The sequence below is a fragment of the Pseudomonas sp. GL_090 genome (assembly GCF_057837765.1).
This window is the reverse complement of record NZ_CM174452.1, coordinates 3,143,188-3,167,311: the sequence shown is the minus strand read 5'-3', so window position 1 is coordinate 3,167,311 and position 24,124 is coordinate 3,143,188. Positions and strand designations below refer to the sequence as shown.

Annotated in this window: 18 protein-coding genes and 4 pseudogenes; 13 read left to right on the top strand and 9 right to left on the bottom strand. The window is 56.5% G+C overall.

Annotated elements, in window-relative coordinates:
- Positions 1–5 precede the first annotated feature (5 nt).
- From AC3ITA_RS14120 to AC3ITA_RS14110, 3 genes are read left to right on the top strand one after another with little or no spacing between them, the layout of a single operon-like run.
- Positions 6–719: an ABC transporter permease gene (locus tag AC3ITA_RS14120; RefSeq protein WP_489280727.1), complete on the top strand. Its 714-nt coding sequence runs from the start codon at positions 6–8 to the stop codon at positions 717–719.
- Positions 719–1,414 (top strand): ABC transporter permease, encoded by a 696-nt coding sequence (locus AC3ITA_RS14115; protein WP_489280726.1) that lies wholly within the window; start codon positions 719–721, stop codon positions 1,412–1,414. The genes AC3ITA_RS14120 and AC3ITA_RS14115 overlap by 1 nt, the downstream gene beginning before the upstream one ends.
- Before the next feature lie 30 nt (positions 1,415–1,444).
- Positions 1,445–2,251 carry an ATP-binding cassette domain-containing protein gene (locus AC3ITA_RS14110; RefSeq protein WP_489280725.1) on the top strand — a complete coding sequence of 269 codons (807 nt, stop codon included), beginning with the start codon at positions 1,445–1,447 and terminating at the stop codon, positions 2,249–2,251.
- Between the two features lie 425 nt (positions 2,252–2,676).
- Here the strand turns inward: AC3ITA_RS14110 and AC3ITA_RS14105 are convergent, their stop codons facing one another.
- From AC3ITA_RS14105 to AC3ITA_RS14075, 7 genes and pseudogenes are all read right to left on the bottom strand, one after another.
- Positions 2,677–2,982: an ArsR/SmtB family transcription factor gene (locus AC3ITA_RS14105; RefSeq protein ID WP_489280724.1), complete on the bottom strand. Its 306-nt coding sequence runs from the start codon at positions 2,980–2,982 to the stop codon at positions 2,677–2,679.
- A gap of 147 nt (positions 2,983–3,129) precedes the next feature.
- Entirely contained in the window at positions 3,130–4,095 is a 966-nt protein-coding gene (locus AC3ITA_RS14100; protein ID WP_489280782.1) for an LLM class oxidoreductase, read from the bottom strand.
- A gap of 148 nt (positions 4,096–4,243) precedes the next feature.
- Positions 4,244–5,368 (bottom strand): alkene reductase, encoded by a 1,125-nt coding sequence (locus AC3ITA_RS14095; RefSeq protein WP_489280722.1) that lies wholly within the window; start codon positions 5,366–5,368, stop codon positions 4,244–4,246.
- Between the two features lie 64 nt (positions 5,369–5,432).
- A complete protein-coding gene (locus tag AC3ITA_RS14090) occupies positions 5,433–6,932 on the bottom strand; it encodes an aldehyde dehydrogenase family protein (RefSeq protein WP_489280721.1) in 1,500 nt (499 codons plus the stop codon).
- Positions 6,933–7,376: 444 nt separating this feature from the next.
- Positions 7,377–7,534, bottom strand: a pseudogene (locus tag AC3ITA_RS14085) (IS5/IS1182 family transposase); the annotation flags it as partial.
- Positions 7,535–7,738: 204 nt separating this feature from the next.
- Complete coding sequence (locus AC3ITA_RS14080) at positions 7,739–8,713, bottom strand: aldehyde dehydrogenase family protein (RefSeq protein ID WP_489280780.1); 975 nt, start codon at positions 8,711–8,713, stop codon at positions 7,739–7,741.
- Positions 8,714–8,816: 103 nt separating this feature from the next.
- Positions 8,817–9,119 (bottom strand): annotated as a pseudogene (locus AC3ITA_RS14075) (aldehyde dehydrogenase family protein); the annotation flags it as partial.
- Between the two features lie 390 nt (positions 9,120–9,509).
- Between AC3ITA_RS14075 and AC3ITA_RS14070 the strand changes: the two are divergent.
- From AC3ITA_RS14070 to AC3ITA_RS14025, 10 genes and pseudogenes are all read left to right on the top strand, one after another.
- A complete protein-coding gene (locus AC3ITA_RS14070; RefSeq protein ID WP_489280719.1) occupies positions 9,510–10,766 on the top strand; it encodes an OprD family porin in 1,257 nt (418 codons plus the stop codon).
- A 352-nt stretch (positions 10,767–11,118) separates the two neighbouring features.
- On the top strand, positions 11,119–12,330 hold the full coding sequence (locus AC3ITA_RS14065) for a CaiB/BaiF CoA transferase family protein (protein WP_489280718.1): 1,212 nt from the start codon (positions 11,119–11,121) through the stop codon (positions 12,328–12,330).
- Positions 12,327–13,103, top strand: coding sequence for an enoyl-CoA hydratase-related protein (locus AC3ITA_RS14060; RefSeq protein WP_489280717.1), 777 nt, complete (start codon positions 12,327–12,329; stop codon positions 13,101–13,103). Before AC3ITA_RS14065 ends, AC3ITA_RS14060 begins: the two co-directional genes overlap by 4 nt.
- A gap of 29 nt (positions 13,104–13,132) precedes the next feature.
- Complete coding sequence (locus AC3ITA_RS14055) at positions 13,133–13,939, top strand: enoyl-CoA hydratase/isomerase family protein (protein WP_489280716.1); 807 nt, start codon at positions 13,133–13,135, stop codon at positions 13,937–13,939.
- A 40-nt stretch (positions 13,940–13,979) separates the two neighbouring features.
- The gene (locus AC3ITA_RS14050) at positions 13,980–15,305 is read left to right on the top strand and encodes an MFS transporter (protein ID WP_489280714.1); all 1,326 of its coding nucleotides are present in this window, start codon (positions 13,980–13,982) and stop codon (positions 15,303–15,305) included.
- A gap of 36 nt (positions 15,306–15,341) precedes the next feature.
- Entirely contained in the window at positions 15,342–16,241 is a 900-nt protein-coding gene (locus AC3ITA_RS14045; protein WP_489280713.1) for a LysR substrate-binding domain-containing protein, read from the top strand.
- 128 nt (positions 16,242–16,369) lie between these two features.
- Complete coding sequence (locus tag AC3ITA_RS14040; RefSeq protein ID WP_489280712.1) at positions 16,370–17,545, top strand: MFS transporter; 1,176 nt, start codon at positions 16,370–16,372, stop codon at positions 17,543–17,545.
- Positions 17,546–17,663: 118 nt separating this feature from the next.
- On the top strand, positions 17,664–18,518 hold the full coding sequence (locus tag AC3ITA_RS14035) for an oxidoreductase (RefSeq protein ID WP_489280711.1): 855 nt from the start codon (positions 17,664–17,666) through the stop codon (positions 18,516–18,518).
- A gap of 2 nt (positions 18,519–18,520) precedes the next feature.
- Entirely contained in the window at positions 18,521–19,459 is a 939-nt protein-coding gene (locus tag AC3ITA_RS14030) for an AraC family transcriptional regulator (protein WP_489280710.1), read from the top strand.
- A gap of 296 nt (positions 19,460–19,755) precedes the next feature.
- Positions 19,756–20,094 (top strand): annotated as a pseudogene (locus AC3ITA_RS14025) (type 2 periplasmic-binding domain-containing protein); the annotation flags it as partial.
- Between the two features lie 3 nt (positions 20,095–20,097).
- Here AC3ITA_RS14025 and AC3ITA_RS14020 read toward each other — a convergent pair.
- Positions 20,098–20,842 (bottom strand): annotated as a pseudogene (locus AC3ITA_RS14020) (transposase); the annotation flags it as partial.
- Positions 20,843–21,005: 163 nt separating this feature from the next.
- Entirely contained in the window at positions 21,006–24,098 is a 3,093-nt protein-coding gene (locus tag AC3ITA_RS14015) for an efflux RND transporter permease subunit (RefSeq protein WP_489280709.1), read from the bottom strand.
- Between the last annotated feature and the right edge of the window lie 26 nt (positions 24,099–24,124).

Below are 24,124 nucleotides of genomic sequence, written 5' to 3'. Positions count from 1 at the left end.
AAACAATGACGCTGGGTATCTACGAACTCGTCGGCTTCGGCCCTCAGGGATGGGGCATGCCCTTGATACATGCCGCCGGTATTACCGTCGCCGCTGCAATCAGTGGCTTTCTACTTGGAAGCGTTCTCGGAGTGGGCGGCGCTGCACTGAAGTTGTCTCGGCAACCCATGCTACGAGCCGCAGGCATGTTCTATACCACGGTATTCCGTGGTATCCCCGAGATTCTAATCATCTACCTGTTTTACTTTGGTGGAAGCGTCGCATTCACCAAGATCATGAACCTGAGTGGACTCCCAGGGTTCTTCTCGCTCCCAGCATTTTTCATCGGTGTATTGGCGATTGGTATTGTTTCCGGGGCGTATCAGACCGAAGCCTACCGCGCGGGTTTTCTGCGGCTGGATCGCGGACAGATCGAAGCCGGGCTGTCATGCGGTATGTCCGATTTTCTTCTACTCCGGCGCATCATTGCGCCTCAGACGTTGCGTTTCGCATTGCCCGCCTTGGGCAACATCTGGCAATCGGTATTGAAGGAAACCGCATTGCTGTCTGTCATCGGTCTGACTGAGCTCCTTCGTCAATCCATCACGGCAGCCGGATCGACACGAGAGCCGTTGTTGTTCTACGGCGTGGCAGCGGCGGTGTTCTTCATTATCGGTCGTTTAACTGGATCTCTGTTGTGCCGCACGGAAAAGCGCCTTGCCGGACCGTGGAGTCGTTGATGATGGATTGGGATTTTTTGACTGATGTCTTCCTGCAATTGCTGGGGGGCATACCGCTCACTCTCCAACTTGCGCTGACGGCACTTGTTGCGGGTTTTATTCTCGCTGTCGTGATTACGTCCGCTGTCAGCAGCCGTTATCGGTTGCTTCGCTGGATAGCCAACGCGCATGTAGAGATTTTTCGCGGAACACCGCTTCTCGTACAGGTATTTCTAATCTACTACGGGCTGGGGCAGATTCCGGGATTGCGAGAGTCGTTTCTATGGCCATATCTGCGCGAGCCCTATTGGTGCGCGATCCTTGCACTCGCCTTGAATACTTCGGCGTACACGGCGGAAATCATAAGAGGTGCGATCCAGGCCGTACCGGCCAGTGAAATCGAAGCTGGCCGAGCTTGCGGGATGTCCGGCTTGTTGCTGCGCCGGAGGGTGACGTGGCCCATCGCGATTCGTCAGGGCCTGCCAGTGTATGGCAGTGAAGTCATCCTCATGCTGAAGGCCACGTCTCTGGCGAGCATCATCACGCTGACCGAGGTGACGGGAATCGCCTACAGACTGATTTCTTCCACGTACCGGGTCATGGAAGTTTTTGCAGTCACCGGGGCGCTTTATCTGACTTTGACGTTCCTTATCAGTCTGGCGTTTTCACTCATTGAGCGACGGCTGCAGCGGCATCTCGCTCATCGCCGTACCTAATCCTGCCAATGCACTGCCAAGGAGCATGTCATGTCTGTTGTCGTCCATGAGTTGAACACCCGCGCATCTGCGATTGCGACGCTGGGTCTGCGTAAAAGCTACGGTGAAATCGAGGTATTGAAAGGCATCGATTTCACTGCACGTGAAGGTGAGGTTGTCTCGATCCTCGGTGCCTCGGGGTCAGGAAAGTCCACGTTCCTCCGTTGCCTCAACCTGTTGGAACTTCCGTCAGCTGGCTCGCTGGATATCTTTGGCGAGCAAGTCAAGCTGAAGTTGGGAACGTCCGAGCCTCGTATTGCCGACCGCAAGCAGGGGGATCGCTTGCGAACCGAAGTGGCCATGGTCTTCCAGAACTTCTGTTTGTGGAGCCACATGACAGTTCTGGAGAACCTGATGGAGGCACCTGTACACGTTCAAGGACGCAATCGCGCGCAAGTCCGCGAAGAGGCACTGTCAGTACTCGAGCGTGTAGGGCTGACTCATCGCGTCAACGCCTATCCGGCGCAGTTGTCGGGTGGTCAACAACAGCGCGCAGCCATCGCCCGCGCCCTGGTGATGAAGCCTCGTGTACTGCTGTTCGACGAGCCGACTTCAGCCCTCGATCCCGAATTGGTCGGCGAAGTACTCAAGGTCATGCGCATTCTCGCCGCCGAAGGCAGAACGATGCTGATTGTGACCCACGAAATGGCCTTCGCCCGTGATGTGTCTAACCGAATTCTTTTCCTTGAAGAAGGCCGGATAGGTGCGCAGGGTGAACCGCAAAAACTGTTCGCGGGCGGCGTCAGCGACAGGTTCGATCAGTTTGTCCGCCGGTTCAACGAGAGCGCTTCCAGCTAGCAGCCAGACAGCCCACTCGCTGGCTGGCGGTCACCTTTGAATTGCCGCACGGCATCAAGTATTAGTGAGGTAATGATGAACACCATCATCCGTATTGAAAGTATCGAAACTGAATCGAGCCGTAGTTCATAACGGGGTAGCTTGGCTCAGTGGCATAGTCGCCGCCGACTGGAGTGAAGGTATCGCGGGCAAACCCACGCGTTCTTGCCGGTCGACCAAGATTGTTTCGTAGCGCCGATGCCGGCTCGGGCAATCGCCGATGCGACGCGCTGATTACGCACCGCTGGAGCTTGGTATATGGATGAGGAATTGGAGCGAATCCGCATGGGGCGGCTGAACATTGATGGCTGATTGCTTGTAGAGCAGCGGCGAAACTAGCCATCAAGCCAGACGCTGCAGAGAGAGGGAGGGCTTTTATCGCTGCTTTAGATCAGGGCTTGCAGCTTTTCAAAGAAAGCAGAAATATTCCCCTCGTGCCGCTTGTAGTACGTCCACGGACCAATTCGTTGGGACGTGATCAATTGCGCACGTTGCAGCGACGCCAAATAAAGCGACACGGTCGATTGAGACAGTCCCGTGCGCTCCTGGATGATGCTTACGCACACGCCAACTTTGTCTGGATCGACTTCCTGTTCGGGAAAACTCTTTCGGGGCTCTTTTAACCAACCGAGGATCGCTAGACGGGTCGGGTTATCGAGCGCCTTGAGTGCTTCACTAATATCGATGCTCATAAATTTCTCGGTATCTCTTTTTCTCGATATTACGACAATTTGCTTCTATTCGCACATCAGTTCCATCAGATCGAACGAGCTCATACGGTTCCTTCATGACGAATGGCTAATTCTAAGCAATCTCACACTGCCATCCTGCGCGCCCGGTCAATTTGAGCCGAAGTGAGGCATTACGTAAGTGCCAATTTCTTCGATTACCTCAGCTGCAGGCCGACGGCCATACTTGATATTCAGAATGACGTGATCAACACCTGCATCTTGGAGTAGCTGCAAAAGCGTCACCAAATGGTCTCTACCCAGTCTATAGCCCAAGTGGATAGGGGAGGGAGGCCATTGGGGGGAAGCGTCCAAATCAATGTAAAGCGACTGTAAAAAAGGTTTGTAAACGCTTCCGCATTGCTTTTCGACTTCTTCTCGCCATTTTTCGACGGTCAATTTCTGTGCGGTAGGAGGCCGGGGGTAGCTAATCCATCCGCAGCTGTTACGGGCAATCCAGTCCAGGGACTGACGGCTGTGTCCTGTCACAAAAAATGGGATTTCAGTTGTTGTCGGCTTTGGGACCAAATCTGCGCCAACCAGAGCGCCACCGCTCCACTGAAGGGGCTCGAAACTGCTGCGTTGTGTTTGCCTTATCACAGTCAGGTGTTCTCGAAAAATCTTGTCACGACTGTCCGGATCAATGCCGAATGCTGGGAATTCAACTGGACGATCCCCTGAAGCAACTCCCAGCAAAAGACGACCATCGCTTAGCTGATCAACGCTTGTGGCTGCCTTAGCGGTATGCAAAGGATTGCGCAGAGGTAGCGCAATGGACGCCGTGCCGAGTGAAATTTCTGATGTGTGCGCGGCAATAAACCCCATGTAGACCCATGGATCAAAAACCTGTCCTACGTCACCGAAACTTGGATCCCTGAGCGGCACATCTCGAAACCAGAGTGCCGAGAACCCGAGTTTCTCTGCACGCTTCGCCAATGCAACCTGGTTTAGCATGGTTGGGGTATCACCCTCAAAGGCTTCAAGGGGGAAAAAAATGCCCAGACTGAGGCGTCCGGCTTTGAACGTACGTTGAAAACCTCGATGCTGTTCATAGGGCACTGCACTTGGTTGATACATAATCATGTCTCTAATATTGGCAAGGTCAGTCTGTAAAACCGTGGACCAGCCTTTTATCGATTTCGACTGATGCGTTTGGCCATTGCCATCCATCCGCATCTCCAGTTCGAAGCTTGAGCCGCGCCTTGGGGGGCGCGGCTCACAGCGACTATTCCTGATAAGTGGAATAGTCGGTGTAGCCTTTGTGAGTACCGCCATACATGCTGGTCGGATCCACTTGGTTTAGCGGCCAGTTGTTAGCGATGCGTTCGGGCAGATCTGGATTCGCTATAAAAGGGCGTCCGAAGGCAATCAGGTCGGCCCAGCCCTCTTCGATTACGCGGATGCCACGCTCGGCGGTGTACTTGCCTGCATAGAGAATTGCGCCACTGAAATTTTTCCGTACAGCCGTTCGGAAAGTCTCCGGCAACTCGGGGGCGTTCTCCCAATCAGCTTCGGCTAGTGACAAATAGGCGATACCAATATTCTCGAGTACCTTGATCGCCTCTATATAGGTCTCGTGCGGATTCTCCTCAACCAAACCAAGGTAGACACGATCTTCATCAGTGGTTGCAAACAGAGGAGCAAAGCGTATGCCCAGGCGGTCATTGCCAACGACCTCCGCCACCGCCTGCGTGATTTCTTTCAAAAAGCGCAGCCGGTTCTGCAGTGAACCACCGTATTCATCGTCACGCCGGTTGGTATGGGCCGATATAAATTGGTTAACCAAATAGCCATTGGCGCAGTGAATTTCGACCCCGTCGAAACCAGCGTCAAGAGCATTGCGAGCGGCTTCGGCATACAGCTGAACCAACTCCTTTACTTCTGCAGTAGATAGTGCGCGCGGTGTCGACGGCAGGGCTAGCGCACCTTCGCCAGGCCCGGTTTCGATAAAGACCTTTACGTTATCAGCCACGATCGCCGAGGGCGCCACTGGCGCATCACCACCAGGCTGAAGAGAGTTATGCGAAACGCGACCCACGTGCCACAGCTGTGCGAAGATCACCCCCCCTTCTGCATGAACGGCGTCCGTGACTTTACGCCAACCCAATACCTGCTCCGCGCTATAAATACCTGGCGTCCAGGCATATCCCTGTCCTCGAGGTTCGATTTGAGTACCCTCTGTCACCATGAACCCAGCACCAGTACGTTGACCGTAATAAGTAGCCATTAGATCGTTAGGAATGTTACCCGGCTGGGAGCTGCGGGAGCGTGTCAACGGTGGGAGAACAATTCGATTCTTCAGAGTGTACGGACCCAGATGAGCTTTTTTGAACAATACGGAGCTTTTCATTTCGTTCACCTAAATATCTAAATAATTCGATTTAACTGAGTAAATGTCCAAGAGTAAATTCGCCTCAAAACAGCCCCAGCGGCGCCTCATTAAGACTCACATAGATGTTCTTTTTCTGGCTGTACGCCTCTAGCATCGATTTATGCGTCTCCCTCCCAATACCGGATTTTTTATACCCGCCAAACGGTGCGTGGGCAGGGATTTCATGGTAGGTGTTCACCCACATCCGTCCGGTCTCAACGGCGCGTGCTACCCGCAGAGCTCGGTTAATGTCTTGGGTCCAAACGGCACCCGCCAACCCATATTCCGAATCGTTTGCGAAGGCGATAACTTCCGCTTCATCTGTAAACGGGATCACACAAAGAACCGGACCAAAGATTTCTTCGTACGCCACACGCATGTCATTGCGTACGTCGACCAAAATTGTTGGTTCGATAAAAAATCCTGCGTCGTATTCACCACCCGTCAGGCGACCTCCACCAACTAGGACGTTTGCGCCCTCTGTCTGAGCAATATCGATATAGCCCAGAATTCGATTCATCTGTGTTTCGCTAACTTGGGCCCCCATCATGGTTTCCGGTGACAGCGGATCTCCAACCCGCACGTCTTCGAATTTTTTCTTCAGCTCGCCGAGGAAGCGCTCGTAGATTGACTCATGAACGAACAAGCGTGCACCGGATTCACAAACTTGGCCTTGATTCCAAAGAATGGCTAGGGCCGCTCCTTCAACCGCCTTCTCCCAATTGGCATCGGGGAAAACTATATTTGCTGATTTACCGCCTAACTCCAGTGTTGCTGGAATGATTTTCTTGGCTGCAGCGGCAGCTACGACCCCGCCAATACCGGTAGATCCGGTGAACGCCAATTTGCGAATTAGCGGGTGATCCAGCAAGGGTTGGCCGGTGGTAACACCTGTACCCGTAACGATATTTACAACGCCAGCCGGGAGTACTTTTGCGAAGATTTTTGCGAGTTCCAGGATGGTGACTGGGGTCATCTCTGAAGGTTTAATGACAACGGTGTTCCCCATAGCAATGGCAGGGGCGATTTTCCAGGCTGCCATGAGCAACGGGAAATTCCACGGGATTACCTGGCCAACGACACCAAGAGGCTCACTCAGTGTGATACTGAGAGTCTGCTCGTCGAGCATCACGGCTTCATCAGAATGGGCACGAATCACACCGGCGAAATATCGAAAGTGGTCGATGGCCAAAGGCACGTCAATTGATCGACTTTCGCGAATAGGCTTGCCAACATCAAGCGACTCCAAGATGGCAAAGCGTTCAAATTCAATTTCCAGCAGGTCGGCAATTTTCAGCAGGGCGTTGGATCGTTCTATAGCGGTCGTGGTACGCCAGCTCAGAAAAGCACGATTGGCGGCTTGTACAGCTCGGTCGACATCTGCGGCATTCGCGTTCGGAATACGGGTGAGAAACTTGCCGTTGGCCGGATTGTGGCTATCGATAGTTTCTCCACTTTCACCGTCAACCCACTGGTTGTCGATGAACAGGCCGTAGCTCTGATCCGGAAGGTAGCTTGGAGGGATTTCTCGAAGGTTATGCATTTTGATTCTCCCAAATAATAGGATTGGTGGTGCAGCTAAAGGCTATTTTAGATATTGAGATATGTCAATATCTAGATCACAACTATGACGCTTTGCATGAAACTTGCGAGAAAACCTGACTTAAATTAATCGGTTAGGATGGCTATCCGTCTATCGCGTCATTTGGCATATGCTTTGTGATGGCCAAGCGCGGGAGACCTGGTTCTCAGCCCTCTGTGCTCGCCCTTCCGGTAGTGGCAGTGTTATGCCACCAGACATAGGCAATTAGTTGGAGTGACCTCTTTTAGCCAGAGTGTGTAAAACGCTCACGGGCGCATTTTTTTGGATTATCGACATTCGTTGGCTGAGCGATCGCGCGGTCAATGCCGCGGATCAGAAAGGTCGCGACCTAGAACACGTCAACGCTGTTTTTACAGCCTCAGGGATGGGCCAAAACTAGCCTTTTTATGCCAACAGCACCTTCATCATACCGTGAGCAACGATGATTTTCATGACCCGTTTCGTGTTGTAGGCGAGCACATTAAAACTCATCTTCGTACTCACCCGGGCCAGCTTCCGCGTCCCCCCATCCATTGTTTGAGCGTCCCTGAGGGATGCTCAACCGCCAGTCGATTTCATATCGCAGAGTGGCGACGATCGTATAGGTCATGCGCTGAAGAGTGCAACGTTGGGTGCTCATGTCTTGGATGCAAACCTTCTGGAGCATGAAGACGAGCATGAGGAAGATCGGGCGCGGAGCCTTTGTAATATGGAAACGGAAAATGAAAAACGGGGAGGGCGTGGCCTCCCCGCGTTTCGAGCGAATATTACAATTGGGCGCCCGCCATCAATACGTACTTGATGTGCACGTATTCCTCAATGCCGTAATAGCTCCCTTCGCGGCCATAGCCCGACTGCTTGATCCCGCCGAACGGAATCGAAACGGTACCTACAGAGCCCGAGTTGAGTATGACCATGCCGGCCTCAAGCTGACGGGACAAGCGCAGCGAACGGCCTAGCGCGCTGGTGTAGGCATAGGCAACCAGACCGAACTCGGTCTGGTTGGCGCGTTTGATGACTTCCTCCTCGGTGGAGAATGGGTAGACGGCGAACACCGGCCCGAAGATCTCATTTTTCGCAAGCGGGGAAACGTCGGTGAGCCCCGTCAGAATCGTTGGCTCGTAGAACAGTCCGCCTTTGGTGTGAGGTTTACCGCCCAGCACTACGTTCGCGCCCGCAGCTTTGGCCTGTTCGACCAGCGAGGCGACTTTTTCGAAGCCTGTCTGATTGATCATCGGGCCAACGACAAAATCTTCGCGCAGGCCTTGGTCAACATCGATCGCGATGACCGCTGCCTTCACCTTCTCCAGAAACGCATCGACGATGGTGTCCTGAACGAAAATCCGGTTCGGAGAGATGCACACCTGACCGGAGTTACGCAGCTTGGCGCCCACCAGCCCCTTGACAGCCTCTTCGATGTTGGCGTCGTCAAAGACGATGAACGGCGCGTTGCCGCCCAGCTCCATGGTCATTTTTTTGATGGTTTGTGCGCACTGCGCCGCCAGCAACTTACCCACGTTGGTGGAGCCCGTGAACGACACTTTGTGGATACGCGGATCGGACGTGATGAGTTCGCCAATCTGCTTCGGATCACCGACCACCATCTCCAGAACGCCTTCCGGGATGCCGGCTTTGCGGGCGTGTTCCAGCAGTTTGAAAGCGGTCAGCGGTGTGTCTTCGGCGGGCTTGATGATCATCGTGCATCCCGCTGCCAAGGCGGTGGCGACCTTGCGGGTGATCATCATGAACGGGAAGTTCCACGGCGTGATAGCGGCGACCGGTCCCGACCGGCTCTTTGGTCACTACGACCGAAGCGTTCTTGTCATGAGTTGGAATGGTATCGCCATAAACGCGCTTGGCTTCTTCGGCGTACCATTCGATAAACCCCAGGCCATAATCGATCTCGCCACGGGCATCCGACAGACACTTGCCGTTTTCTTTCGACATCAATTCGGCGAAAGCTTCCTTGTCTGCCCTGACGCTTTCAAACCAGCGGCGAAGGATATCGCTGCGTTCCTTCGCCAGTTTCCCGGACCATTCGGGAAAGGCTGCACAGGTGCGATCGATGGCTGCGCTGACGGAGGCTGCATCGCTCTTCGGAACACGGCCAACTTCGCTGCCATCGGCAGGGTTGTAAACGACTAACATGGGCTGATCTCCAATCGTTGAATATTAATTCAGCGCGAAAGCTGAGTGCCCACGTTAGGGTTAACCCGTATAGCTGCGAATGCCGTTTCATCTTCGTTCCTTGCCTAATCCAATATTCACGAATATCGCCCTGTCGCGTTGATAAAAACTCAACCCCCACATTAAAGAAAGTCGATAGCGACGCTAATTCCTTTCTTCCATGCTGATCGCGCATTGGTCCTGTTCTCGAGGTCACCGATGCTCGTTGCCGAGTTGCGATTTCACTGCCTTAAAGCAAGGCCGCGATCGCCCATCTCTCTAAGGCAATAAAACTCTTTTCCATAATTATAAAAAGCAGCTGGCTTGGCGGCGACGGCTATCGTCGTGCCTGCAAACCGCATTGGAGACGTCATGAACAACAAGAACAAAATTTTCCGGACTGCTGGTGGTGTTTTGGCTTTGTCGATATTAACCACGATTGTGTCGGCTGAAGGGTTTATTGAGGACAGTAGATCGACGTTTATTACCAAAAACTTTTACTTCAATCGCGATTTCCGCGATGGCTCTGGGCAGAGCAAGCGGGATGAGTGGGGACAAAGTTTTTTGATCGATTACCGCTCGGGCTACACTCGGGGGGTGGTCGGTTTCGGCATTGATGCGGTAGGCATGTTGGGCCTGAAACTGGATTCCAGTCCGGACCGCACCAACTCGGGTCTGCTTCCGGTACATGGCAACGGCCGCGCGCCCAGCGAATTTTCCAAGGGCGGAGTGATAGGCAAGGTCAAGATATCGAATACGGAAGTCAAGTTGGGCAACGGATTCCAGCCCGTGCAGCCTACTCTGATCGGCAATAACGGTCGGATGCTGCCTCAGGTCTTCCAGGGAATCACGTTCGACTCTGGCGATATCAGGTCTTTAGCATTAACCGGTGTGCGTTTTGATCGTGAAACCGACCGCGCAAAGGTTGCCTCCGAGGACTTGGCGCTATTCAACAAAAACGGACGCTTTCGCGGCACCGTTGGATCTGACCACTTCACCATGGGTGGCGGCACCTACAAAGTGGCGCCCAATCTCGCACTGACCTACCAAAGCGCTGAACTTGAAGGCATCTACCGCCAGCAATACTTCGGGCTGGTGCATACGTCACAATTTGGTGAGAGCAAGTTCAAGAGTGATATCCGCTATTTCGTCAGTGACGAAGCAGGATCGGGTAAGGGCGGGAAGGTGGACAGTCGTTCTTTAAGCGGCGCGTTCACCTACAGCCTCTTGAGCCACGCGATCACGTTCGGATACGTGCACAACGGTGGCGATACCGCCGTACCCTACGTCAATGGCACCGATATCTATCTGCCCAACTTCGTGTTGATCAATGACTTCGACGAGCCCCAAGAGCGATCATGGCAACTGCGTTATGACTTCGACTTCGCCAGCCTTGACATTCCCGGACTAACGTTTCGTACGTTGTATGTCAGCGGTGACAACATCGGTCTGAAGAATGGAGAGGAGGGCAATGAGTGGGAGCGCGACATCGAAGTGCAGTATGTGGTGCAAAGCGGGCCGTTGAAAAATTTTAGTGTGCGTTGGCGCAACGGGATTGCACGCAATGATTTTTCCCGCGACGTCGACGAGAACCGCTTGATCCTGACCTATACGCTGGCGCTTTTCTGACAGCGTCGGCGATGTCCTGTTTTGTTAAGTGCCTCCCGGTCGTTGAGGACTTATCTCGCGAAGACCGAATGACGGGGTCTCCTTCTATTGTGGAGGCATTGACGCTTTTGAAACACGGTCGCCGGTACAAAACCGTGTTGGGTAAGTTGTAGCAAGTAGGCCTTTCCAAAACTTACGACCTTAGTTTAGGTGGAGATTCTAATCATCTTCGAGAGCAAGCTTATTGAGACATCGCACTTAACAAAAACTCAACTGGTCCCAACTATAAAATCGATAGCCGCCTCGCCCCCCCCGTCCCTATGCTCGACCCATTACAAAAACGGCACGTACGAGTGCACATAGGGTGTTGACGATGTTGACCGACAGCTTGAAAAACATAAGGGTCGTGGATTTCTCGCACATTGTGGCGGGGCCGGTCTGCGGCATGTTACTCGGCGATATGGGCGCGGACGTGATCAAGGTGGAGCCGCTGGGCGGTGAACTGGGGCGCGCCATCGGGCCGCCTTGGCAAGAGCGCCAGAGTGTTACTTCGCTCAGCGTAAACCGCAACAAGCGCGGCATTGCCCTGGACCTGAAAACTGAACAGGGCCGCATGATCGCGCTGGAGTTGATGAGTGGCGCAGATGTCGTGATCGAAAGCTTTCGGCCTGGTGTCATGGCTAAGCTGAGTCTGGGTTACGACACGGTCAAGTCTCTTAACCCTGACGTGGTGTATTGCTCGGTGTCGGCCTATGGGCAAACAGGCCCCTGGCACAATCGTCCCGGCGTTGACGGCATTATCCAGGCTGTAACCGGGCTGATGAGCATGCTGGGCGATCCTCAATCCAACCCCTCCAAAGTGCCGATTCCAATCGCCGACATGGTGACTGCTTACTTGGCGGCGATCTCGATTCTTGCTTCATTGAATGGCCTTAAGCATCAGGGGCAAGGCGAGCATTTGGACGTGAGTTTGTACAACTGCACGTTGATGTTGCAGCACCTGTCGATAAGCAGCTTCCTGGCGACGGGGCAGACGCCTGAAAAGACAGGCAGCGCGGCGCCGTATGCAGCTCCGAACGAAGCGTTCAAGACCGCTGACGGCTGGATCATGGTGGCTGCCTATCACCCGGCTCGTTGGGTCGCACTGTGCACGTTGCTGGAAGTGCCCGAGCTTGTGCAGGACCAGCGTTTTATCGATAACCCGTCACGGGTCAAAAACCGGGCGCAGTTGCATGCGTTGCTCGAACAACGATTCAGCAGCCGAGATTCCGCAGGCTGGCTGCAGCGGTTGGAGGCTCAGGACATTCTGTGCGCTCCAGTCGCCCGTTATGACGAATTGATCGACACAGACCAGTACCTTCAGAGCGGTGTGGAAGTCGAGCTGTTGCATGACGAAGCTGGGGTGTTGCGCATGCCGGGTTTCGCCATCAACAGTCATTCCGACGCCCCCCTTAAGCCACCTCCGGCAGTGGGTGAACACACCACCGAAATTCTCATCGCGCTCGGCTACAGCGCACAACAGATAGAGGCGTTCGAGGCTGCGGGCGCCATAGGTCTTCGTTTGCCTCAGGAGTCAATGGCATGAGCGACTCGATCGTTACGGTGCAACGGCAGGGGGCCGTTGCACTAGTCACGCTGACCAGTCACAACACCCTCAATCCGTTGACCAGTGAACTGATGACGGAATTGGGCAGGTTGCTGCAAGCCCTGGACGCCGATACCGAAACCCGCGCGATCGTACTGACTGGGTCATCACGTGCCTTCGCCGCTGGCGCAGATATTCAGGCCATGGCCGAAATGACCTACGCCCGTGCAGTGCTCGAAAATTATTTGGCGGCCGAATGGCAGGCCGTCAGCGCGCTGCGTAAACCAGTTGTCGCTGCCGTGCGTGGCTATGCGTTTGGTGGAGGCTGCGAACTGGCGATGATTTGCGACGTCGTCGTGGCCGGTGAAAGTGCGCTGTTCGGACAGCCGGAAATCAAACTCGGGCTGGTCCCTGGAGCGGGGGGAACCCAGCGTCTGCCCCGTGCGGTAGGAAAGTCCCTGGCGATGGAAATGAACCTGACCGGAGAGCCCATCACGGCAGTCCAGGCGCTCGCCTCGGGGCTGGTATCGAGAGTCGTGGCGGACGCAGAGGTGGTGGATGTGGCGCTATCGGTCGCTCAGTCCATTGCACGACATTCGCTGCCCGTGTTGCTGGCAATCAAGGCTGCCACAGCGCGAGCTTATGAAACGTCTCTGGAAGAAGGGCTGACCTACGAACGCAGCGCGTTCCACGGCAGCTTCGCGCTTGAGGATCAGCGCGAAGGCTGCGAGGCATTTCTGGAGCGCCGCGCGCCGTTCTTCAGCCATCGATAACAACAACGTTCAACGAGAGAGTGTGTTCCATGAACTCAGTAAAGCCTGATTTAGTCTTGATCGAACAACGTGGTGCAGTGCTGCACCTGACCCTCAACAGCAGAGAGACCGGTAATGCCCTGTCAACGCCCATGTGCGTTGCACTGGCCGAAGCACTGGAAAGTATCAACGATCGTACCGATATCCATTGCGTAATCCTGCGGGGCAGTGGTCGGCACTTCTGTACCGGCGGCAACGTCAAGGACATGCAGAAAGGCGAAGACCTGATGCAAGGCGCCACCGAAGATGTGCTCGAAAGCCTCCGCCGTTACCTGCATCGCATCACCCTAGCCATGCAGGCCGTCGAGGTCCCTGTCATCGCTGCGATCAATGGCTCAGCCGTCGGCGCAGGGCTGGATCTGGCAATGATGTGTGACCTGCGCGTAGCGGTCAAAAATGCCCGTCTGGCCGAGAGTTTCCTGCGTCTGGGGTTGATCTCGGGCATCGGCGGTGCCTGGTTTCTGACCCGTGCTGTTGGATTGGCAAAGGCGATGGAGATGACGCTGACTAGTCAGTTCCACAGCGCCGAAGAGGCCATGCAGATGGGGCTAATCAATCACGCAGTAGAAGTGGAGGAGCTCGACAGCACAGTTGACGAATTGGCCCGAACCATTGCCGACGCTCCTCCCAAGGCCTTGCGTCTGGCCAAACGCCTGGTCCGTCAGGCGGCCAGCAGTGACCTGCCTCAGGCTTTGGAAACTGCAGGCGGCATGCAGGCAATCCTGCTATGCGGCGCTGAACACAAAGCCGCCGTATCCGCGTTTCTAGCATCGTCTAGTAGCGCCTGCGCGCACTGACCGTTCGCTGTAGACCCATAACAATAAGAGGATTCAATCAATGAACATCGCCGCAATCGCTTCATCTTACCGGCCCAGCATGTCGCGCGTGGTGGGCACCGCCAGCTTTGGCACCATGCTCGAGTACTACGACTTTCTCGTGTACGTCGCTTTGGGCAGCACCCTGAAGGCTCTGTTTCTGCCTGAATTCGACCCCTTCGTTTCGTCGATTCTCACGGCGGGCACTTTCGGCGTGGCTTACCTCGCGCGTCCACTGGGCACGCTGATTTTCAGTCCGATGTCAGATCGCATTGGGCGCAAACGGGCGTTCGTTATCACCCTCGTGCTAATGGGGGCATCGACCGTGCTGATGGGGTGCCTGCCCACTTATGCGTCGGCGGGGTTGTTCGCTCCGGTGTGCCTGGTCCTTCTGCGCATTGTCCAGGGCATTGCGCTGGGCGGTGAGTATGGCTCTGCGGCGGTCTACGTCATGGAACACGCGCCGCGTGAGCGGCGCGGCCTGTTCACCAGCTTCCTGCAGAGTACAGCCAGCCTCGGCCTGCTACTGGCACTGCTGGTGGTGTCCCTGCTCAATGTTTCCCTCACACCCGCCGACTTCTCAGCTTGGGGCTGGCGGGTGCCATTTCTTATCTCGGCACCGATCGTCCTCGTCGCCACGTACATCCGCCTCGGGATGGAAGAAACACCCGTTTTCCAGGCACTCAAGGAGGAGGGCAGGGTGTCGCGCTCACCGCTGGCCGACACGTTGACTAGCCGTGCTTCGTGGAAAAATCTGCTGGTGGCGGTGTTCGGTGCACAGGGCGGTACCTCGGTGACCCTGTACACCTCGATCATCTACATGCTGTATTTCCTGCAGAACGTGCTGGCTGTGCCGGTGTTCGAGGCCAACCTGTGCGTTGGCGTCGCCATCCTCATCGCCGCGCCGCTGTATCCGCTGTTCGGTGCAGTCAGTGATCGCTATGGCCGCGCCTGGGTCATGCTGATTGGCATGGTGCTCTGGGCGGTCGTGGCCTATCCGTGCTTTTCGCAGATCGTCGATTCGGCGAAAGTCCAGTCATGGCCCACGGTGATCGCCTGTGTCACGTTGCTCGCGGCGTTGACGGCGATGGTGATGGCGCCCCTGCCAGCGTTCATTGCTGACAGCTTTCCGCCACAAAGCCGAACTACCGGGTTCGGGTTATCGCAGCAGATCGGCAATATCCTGTTCGGTGGGTTCTTGCCGATGATCAGCTTGGCGCTGGTCAACTGGAGTGGCGATCCGCTGGCGGGCATAGTGTATTCGGTGGCCTCCCTGCTGCCCTGTATTCTGGTGGCGGCAGTCTGGGGTATACGGCTTGACCGTAAGCGCAGTTCCGAGACTCAATAGGCCCAGCCATTCACGGCTTCGGCATGGAGGTTTTCCGTGAGCAACAACGGTGCGAATTCTCGGCCTTTGCCGCCGCTCAATCCGCTCAAGGCGTTTGAGGCCACCGGGCGATCCCTCAGCGTGACGCGCGCGGCGGACGAGCTTTCGGTCACCCCGGCTGCGGTGAGTCGGCAGATCAAGGCGTTGGAGGATTATCTGTCTGTGCAGCTGTTCAGGCGCATGCCCACCGGCCTGGAACTAACGCCAGCGGGCCAGCGGTACCTGACCGACATCGTGCCGTTGTTCAACGCCCTGCGCGAATCGACCAACGCCATCGTGGGCGGCTCGTCGCGGCGCCAACTCCTGAAGATCCGGGCGCCCGCGACCTTCGCCGTGCGTTGGCTGATTCCGCGGCTGGCAGGGTTTCACATCGCACACCCGGCCATCGACGTGCAGTTGACCACCTCACCGGCTGCTCTGGATTTCGAGCATGAAGACCTCGACGGCGGTATTCAGTTGGGCGGCGGCGACTGGCCCGGTATCGGTACCCAGATGCTAACGCGCAACGAGTTGGTGCCGGTCGTGGGGGCTGCCTTCAGCGCTGACTTGCGTTCGCCGGAGCAGTTGGCGGATCAGGTGCTGCTGCATTCTTTGGCACGGCTGGACGATTGGGCACTGTGGCTGCGCGAAGCCGGAGTGACTCAGGTCAATCCCTATCGTGGCATGCGCTACGAAACGTCATTGCTGTCCTATCAGGCAGCGATTGAAGGCCATGGTGTTGCTGTCGCGCAGAAATCACTGGTGAGCAAGGATCTGGAGGCCGGGTTGCTGCGCATGCCGTTCGAACGGGTGGTGGATCGGCACAGTTTTTCCTATTACTTCGCATGGCCCCTGAACAAACCGGAATCGACGGCGCTGGCTACATTTCGACAGTGGCTTGACCAGCGCACCGATTGAAGGCTTATCCACGATGGCTGGACGTTCATGGGGCCGCGATAGCATTGAGCAAGAGCCTGATGCTTTTAGGCGTAGGAATCCGCCGGTTCCTTGCCTAACGTGGCGGGTATCTCATCGGGGAGTACGCCATGACACCAGCCAGGAAGGCGCTGACCGCGCTTGATTGTGTCGTTTTATCCATCTGCTGCGGCCTGTCGGTGGCCACGGCGTATTACAACCAAGCCATGCTGCCGCTGATAGGCGAAAGCTTTGCGGTCTCCAGTGCACACACCGGCCAAGTGGCCACTGCAACGCAACTAGGATATGCGCTGGGCTTGTTGCTGTTCGTGCCTTTGGGTGATCGCGTTCAGCGACGGCACGTGATCATGGCATTGCTGGCCGGTAACATCGCCAGCCTGCTGTGGTGTGCCAGCACTTGCAGCTTCGGTGCCGTGCTGTTCAGCAGCGTGGCGATAGGGGTATCGGCGATCAGCGCGCAGATCATCATTCCCGGCACCATGAAATGGGTCGATGCCGAGCATCGTGGGCGGGTGTTGGGTCAGATGGTCAGCGGACTGTCCGCCGGTGGCCTGTTGGCCCGCACGATCAGTGGCGCGATTGGGCACTGGTTGGGCTGGCGCGGCATGTTCACCGTCGCTGCAGCCCTGGATGTATTGGTGTTGCTGGCCATTGCTACGCGCATGCCTCGCAGCGAGGTGTCCAGCACGTTGCACTACGGGGCGCTGCTGCGTTCGTTGTGGCAACTGATCCGCCGGTATCCGCCCCTATGGAGCTCGTCGCTCTGTGGCGGCCTGCTGTTCGGCGCGCTGAATGTGTTCTGGGGTTCGATGGCAGGCCTGCTGGCGCAACCGCCTTACGGGTTCAGCACATTGCAATCGGGTTTGATCGGGCTTTCGGCAATGGTCGGTATCGCCTGCGCCTCAACGCTTGGGCGCTTGACGAGGCGATACAGCCTGTCGCTGTCCTGTCTTGGGGCTGGGTTGGCGTTGGCTGCATTCGTCGCGCTGGGGTTTTCCGGGCAGGTGGCGTTGATGCCGCTGGTACTTCTGGCCGCTACATTCATCGATGTGGGTAATCGTGCCAATCAGCTTGCCCATCAGACCCGCGTGCTCGCGTTGCAGCCGGATGCCGTCAGTCGTCTGAACACCGTGTTCATGATGGTGTATTTCGTTGGTGGCGCTTTGGGCTCATCGTTCGGGGCGGCGGCTGCGCAGCATTACGGCTGGCCAGGCATGGCAGTGGCGGGGGCGCTGTTGGCAATTGCAGGGGGACTGTGCAGTGCAGCCTTCGCCAAAGCACGCTAGCGAACGACGGATTTCTATCGGTCCTGATAGAAATAGGCAAGGCTTGCAGATGACCCGGCATAGGTCGGCTGCCGTTGTCTCACTATCATGGACGTCAACCCATCAATAGGATTCAGTCATGAGCGACTCTAACACCCTGTTTATCACCGGCATCAGCAGCGGCTTTGGCAAGGCACTCGCCACCGAGGCGCTGAAGGCAGGACATCGCGTGATTGGCACGGTACGCAATCAGGAAGCCTTACAGGTGTTCGAATCGCTGTCGGCTGACCGTGCACACGGGGTCATTCTGGATGTCACTGACTTTGAGCGTATCGATAGCGTCATAGCCGATGTTGAAAACCGCCATGGCCCGGTGGATGTTCTGGTGAATAACGCGGGATACGGTCACGAAGGTATTTTTGAAGAGTCACCGCTGGAAGAAATGCGCCGGCAGTTCGACGTGAACGTATTCGGTGCTGTCGCGGTCACCAAAGCTTTCGTCCCGTATTTTCGTCGGCGCCGCCGTGGTCATATCATCAACATCACGTCTATGGGCGGCACAATCACCATGCCGGGTATCGCCTACTACTGCGGCAGCAAGTTCGCGCTGGAAGGTATCTCGGACACGCTTAGCAAGGAGCTCAAACCCTTCAACATCTTCGTCACGGCGGTGGCGCCTGGCTCGTTCCGTACCGATTGGGCAGGTCGCTCAATGCAGCGCACACCACGCAGCATCGCTGATTACGACGCCAGCTTTGATCCGGTGCGACAAGCGCGCGAAGAGAAGAACGGCAAGCAACTGGGAGATCCGCTCAAAGCCGCGCAGGCCATGCTGACACTGATCGCCAGCAGCGGCCCCCCAGCCCATCTGTTGCTTGGCAGTGACGCCTTGAGTCTGGTGCGTGGCAAACTCGAGCAGTCTCTGAAAGATATCGAACAATGGGAAACGCTGACCCGCTCGACGGATTGTGAGCGTAGCGAAGAAGGGGATTGATTATGATTTACTGTGCAGCGCTCACTCAACGCATGGTACGGCTGATGGACCAACTGGCCCCGCTCGAGGGCTACAATCTGAGCCCGCTTGACGACATACGTTTTCTGCGTTCGAATCGGCCGTTGACCCGCACGCCAGTGCTTTATGAACCTGGCATCGTGATCTTGTGCCAGGGAAGCAAACGGGGTTATCTGGGGGACGACGTTTACATATACGACGCTCAGCACTGTCTTGTAGTGCCGGTGCCGTTGCCGTTCACGATGGAAACCGACGCCAGCGAAGAGGAACCGATGTTCGCGATGTACATGCGGCTGGATTTCAAGCTGGCGGGTGAACTGATGCTGGAGATCGACGAGACGTTCGGTCCGACTTATGCGCAGCCTAGAGGTATGTATTCCTCACCGATAGACGAAGGGTTGCGCGAATCGACCCTGCGTTTTCTGGAAGCCATGAGCCATCCGATCGAAGCAAAGATTCTCGGCCCGTCGCTGGTGCGTGAAATCTACTATCGCATCATTGCTGGCGAGCAGGGTGGTTCCATGCGCGCGGCATTGAGCCGGCTGGGACACTTCGGTAAGGTCACCCGCGCCATCCGCAAGATCCACAGTTGCTATCAGGAGCAATTGAACGTCGAGGCCTTGGCGCAGGAGGCCAGCATGAGTGTGCCCAATTTTCATCTGCACTTCAGAAATGTCACCGACTCCTCGCCCATGCAGTATCTCAAGTCGACGCGGCTGCACCAAGCGCGTTTGCTAATGTTGCGCAACGATATGTCGGCCGCCGCGGCTGCGTTCGATGTAGGCTATGAAAGTCCGTCGCAATTCAGCCGGGAGTTCAAGCGCTTCTTCGGACGCACGCCCCACGCCGAGATTGCATGGATGAAGGCGACCTACGCATTGCCTGAATCGAACACGCCCTCCGTCTTCGTGTCTTCGCACTAAAGATTGAGCGTCCGAGTTTGCCAGCGTCATTTGCCCGTACGACTCTGGTCCACCAGTCCAGTGGCGATGTCTATCGCAAAGTCGTCCCGTGGTCTGTCAGGCTGACTCAGGATCAAAACCCAATGCCAGCGTGTGTGTAGCTCATCCAGCAACGCATCATTCCCCGTAGTGAACAATTGTTCGCTGACCAAGAATCAATATAGCTCGGGACCTTCGTCGCCATGGCTCAATCCCATACCGTCGAAACGGGAGACAGGCGGCTCCCGGTACGGTCCGCGCAGATCTCTGCTTTAGCCTTGGAACTCGGCTTCTATGCCGCGCCCGGCTATCTGCAACGCTTCGGTACGCCGGCGCCTCCCCGTGAGCTGGAGGAGGTTAGGCACAATACCGTCGGCTTCCTCTGGTTTCGTACAGGCAAAACCTTGCCCTACGCGATGCCGCGGGGTGAGGAGCGCATCGAGGCCCAGGGCCGCCCGCAACGGACGGTCGACGATGGCAATGCGTACCTCCCCGTCGGCTTGGCTGGTCTGGGCATGCTCTGGCTACCGCAGTACATGGCCAAACCGCACCTGGTCAGCTGCGAGTTGCCGCCGCTGTTTGAAGACTGGCACCCGATGTATCTGGCATTCCCGCCGATAGGCCGCTAGCGCCTTCATTAAGTGATGGGTACCGATGATTTTCATGACCCGTTTCAAGTTGTAGGCGAGCACATCCAAGCTCATCTCCGCACTCACCCTGGCCAGCTTCGCGTCAGGAACTGCGTCGCACCAATCCATTGTTTGAGCGTCCCGAAGGGATGCTCAACCGTCCGTTTTCGGACTCGCATCATCTCTGGAGCTTTGCTCAGCCGAAGCTGCATCTCCTCCAATACGTCTTCATGCTCCCCGCGTCGGTCTCGTCGTTCCGTGCTCGGTGTGCACCGCAATTTCAACGCCTAGCCTGGCATCTAGAACTCCAGTAACGATACAATTTAAGGCCTTTTTCAACATCGGAATAGTGCCAGATCAGCGCCTCTCCAGCCGGGCAAATGTATTCGTTTTTTACCGCATCATAGACGAAGGCATCGTTATTGAAACGCCCGTCAGCCTTGGCTCCAGAGGCCATCGACTTGTGCACATAGGCGGAGATACCGGCATCGTGACAAGCTAGGATTTGTTCGCTTTTGAAATAACCTCGGTCCGCCACCACCGACAACGTATCTGACGCCATCGCCTCGCGGACCTGCTTGGCCATCGAGCTGATTCGATCGCGGTCTGAACCGACGTTAGTCACCTCGTGCGTAACGATCAAATGGTGCTGAGTATCGACCGCTTTCTGCACGTTTTAGCCGACGATTCCCGTGCCACGCGTCATCATGGAACGGGCGTCTGGATCGGTCATAGTACGAAAGTGATACAAGGGAATTGAATGGGACTGAGAACCAATGGCCACAGGGAGGGGCCGTTAGTAGCCCAATCCATCATCGGCGCTGTCGAGCAGCGTCTCTGTCCCATTCTGTAAATGGCTCACTCTGGCACCATCAACTTGACCGCGACAGTTTTGCGGGTTAATTGAATTCGCTTGTGCGTGGAGACACCCAAAGGCGGCGCCTTATCCCCTGCGCTGCATCATCGACAAAGCTGTAAATCACTGGAATCACCAGCAGGCTCAGAAAGGTCGAAGAGATCAATCCGCCGATCACAACGATCGCCATTGGCGCACGAAAACTCGGATCGCCGCCCCAACCGAGCGCGATCGGCAGCATGCCTGCGCCCATGGCGATTGTTGTCATCACAATGGGACGAGCCCGCTTGTGGCAGGCGTCGAGGATCGCATCACCGCGCTCCAGGCCGTCTTCATGCCGTGCGATGATGATGTAGTCGACCAGCAGAATGGAGTTTTTCGTCGCAATCCCCATCAGCATGATTAGCCCGATCATCGAAGGCATCGACAGTGCAGAACCGGTAAGGTAGAGCGCGAGAACCGCGCCGGGTATTGCCAATACGAGCGCAGCCAGAATGGTCATGGGTTGTACGAAATTCTTGAGCAGCATGACCAAAACCATGTAAATGCACAGGATGCCAGTCAGCATGGCGACAGCGAAGCCAGTGGCCAGGTCGCCCATTTCTTCAGCATCCCCCTTCGCAGTTTGCGTGATGCCGGACGGCAGCGTTTTCACGCTGGGCAGTGCAAGCACGGCGCGTTCCACCTCGCCAAGAGGGCGACCGTTCAACTCGATCTCAAAGTTGACGTTACGCAATCGGTCGTAGCGCGTTATATCGGTGGGCCCGCCGCCCATCATCAGCGTCGCCACATTGTCCAACGGCACAGGGCCGCGTGCGCCGGGCACTGGCAATCGCTTCAGCAGTTCGTAGTCCCTGCGGGCCGCATCGTTGAGCCGTACGAGTACAGGCACTTGACGCTCACTGAGGTTAAGTTTCGCCAATGCATGATCATAGTCACCCAGAGTCGCGACACGCAGCGTTTCGGCGATCGCCGCCGAAGTGACACCCAGATCGGCAGCACGAGCGAAGTCGGGCCTGACGATCAGTTCCGGACGCACCAAACTCGCCGTCGAGGTGATCGCACCGAGGCCAGGAATGGTGCGCAACTCACGCTCGACGTGTTGCGCATGCTGTTCAAGCTCACGGCTGTTCTCGCCTGCGAGCACCAGTACATAGTTCTCGCTGGAGCCTCCCATCCCGACTGCGACCCGTACCGCAGGCAGGACCGCCAGCGCATCGCGCAGTTGTTGCTCAAGTGCTTGCTTGCGCAATCCTGAACGCTCGCTGCGGTGTGTCATGTTGAGCGTCAACACCACTTTGCGAACGCTTGCGGCCGAGACGCTTGCCGGTTCCGAGGGATCGGCACCCGCGGTACCAGCGCCAATCGCGGTGTAGACCGTCCTTACATGGGCGTTCTGCTTGACGATCCGTCGCGCTCGCTCCGCCAAGGCAATGCTGTCGCTTAACTTGCTACCGGGCGGCAGGGTTAACGTCACCTGGGTCTGTGAGTCGTCATCCGGAGGGATAAAGGTGCCAGGGAGTGCCAATGTGAGCATCAGGCCGCCGAAGAAGAATGCCGATGCGCCCGTAATGGTCAGAACTCGGTGGCGCAGGCACCAGCGTGCCCATGACAGATAGTCACCCATCCACCAGGGCTCTGGCTTGGTCAGTTTTTCGGGGGCACGCATCAGGTAGGCGCACATCATTGGCGTCAGCATGCGAGCAACGACCAGCGAGACGAAGACTGCAGTAGCTGCCGTCCAGCCAAACTGGACGAAAAACTTGCCGACCGTGCCGCTCATGAAGGCCGTCGGCAGAAACACGGCAATCAGGGTGAAGGTCGTCGCGACGACGGCCAGTCCGATCTCGTCGGCGGCCTCCATGGCTGCCTGATAAGGCGCCTTGCCCATTCGCAGATGTCGCTCGATGTTCTCGATCTCGACGATCGCATCGTCAACCAGGATGCCAATCACGAGCGATAGCGAAAGCAGGGTCACGATATTGAGGGTGAAGCCCATCAGATGCATCATCGCGAAGGTCGGAATGACCGACAGCGGCAACGCCACTGCAGCAATCAAAGTCGCTCGCCAGTCCCGCAAGAACAGGAACACCACCAGCACCGCGAGGACCGCACCCTCGTAGATCAGTTGCATCGAGCCATCGTAAGTCTCAACCACCGGATCGACGAAGTTGAATGCTTCGACGATCGAGATATCCTCGCGCTTGCTCTTCAGTTTTTCGACTGCCGCACGCACGCCCTCAGCGACCTCGATCTCGCCCGCGCCTCTTGCGCGGACGACTTCAAAACCCACCACTGGCTCACCGTTCCAAAATGCAGCGGAGCGTGATTCAGCCGTCGTATCGTAAATATTCGCCACCTGGCCGAGCCGGACGTGTCGGCCGTCGCTCAGTGCGATCTCCAGTGTGGCCATCTCCTGCGCCGAGTCTACCGTTGCGATGGTGCGCACCGACTGCTCGGTGGCGCCAAAATCGACACGCCCCCCGGACGCTTCCTGCTGAACCAGACCCAACTGGCGGGAGATGTCTGCCGCACTCGCGTTAAGCGCAAGCAACCGCGCCGGGTCGAGATCCACACGTATTTCCCGGGTGACGCCACCGACACGGGTCACTTGGCCTACGCCGGGAACTGCGAGTAGCGCTTTGCTGAGTTCGTTATCGACAAACCAGGACAGTGCCTCGTCATCCAGGCCCGTGGAAGCCACCGTATAGGTCAGGATCGGCGAACCGGCGAGTTCAACCTTGCGGATCACCGGATCACGCAGGTCTCCAGGCAGGTCGGCGCGTACTCGGGAAACAGCGTCGCGGACGTCGTCGACTGCCTCTTGCGTAGGTTTCTCAAGTTTGAACTCGACCGTGATGTTGACCTCGCCGTCAGTCAGCGTGCTCTGGATATGTTTCAGGCCCTGGATCGTCGCGAGCGAGTCCTCGATCTTGCGTGCTACGTCATTTTCCAGTTGCACGGGGGACGCACCTGGCAGGGTCGCGGTTATGCTGACTGTCGGCAGGTCGATATCGGGAAAGTTCTGTATCTTCATCGCCACGAATCCCATCAGACCCACAACCGTGAGCAAGATGAAGAGCAGCACCGACGGTGTCGGATTGCGGATCGACCAAGAGGAAATATTCAGGCTCATCGTAGGCACCTATTCGTTGCAAGACG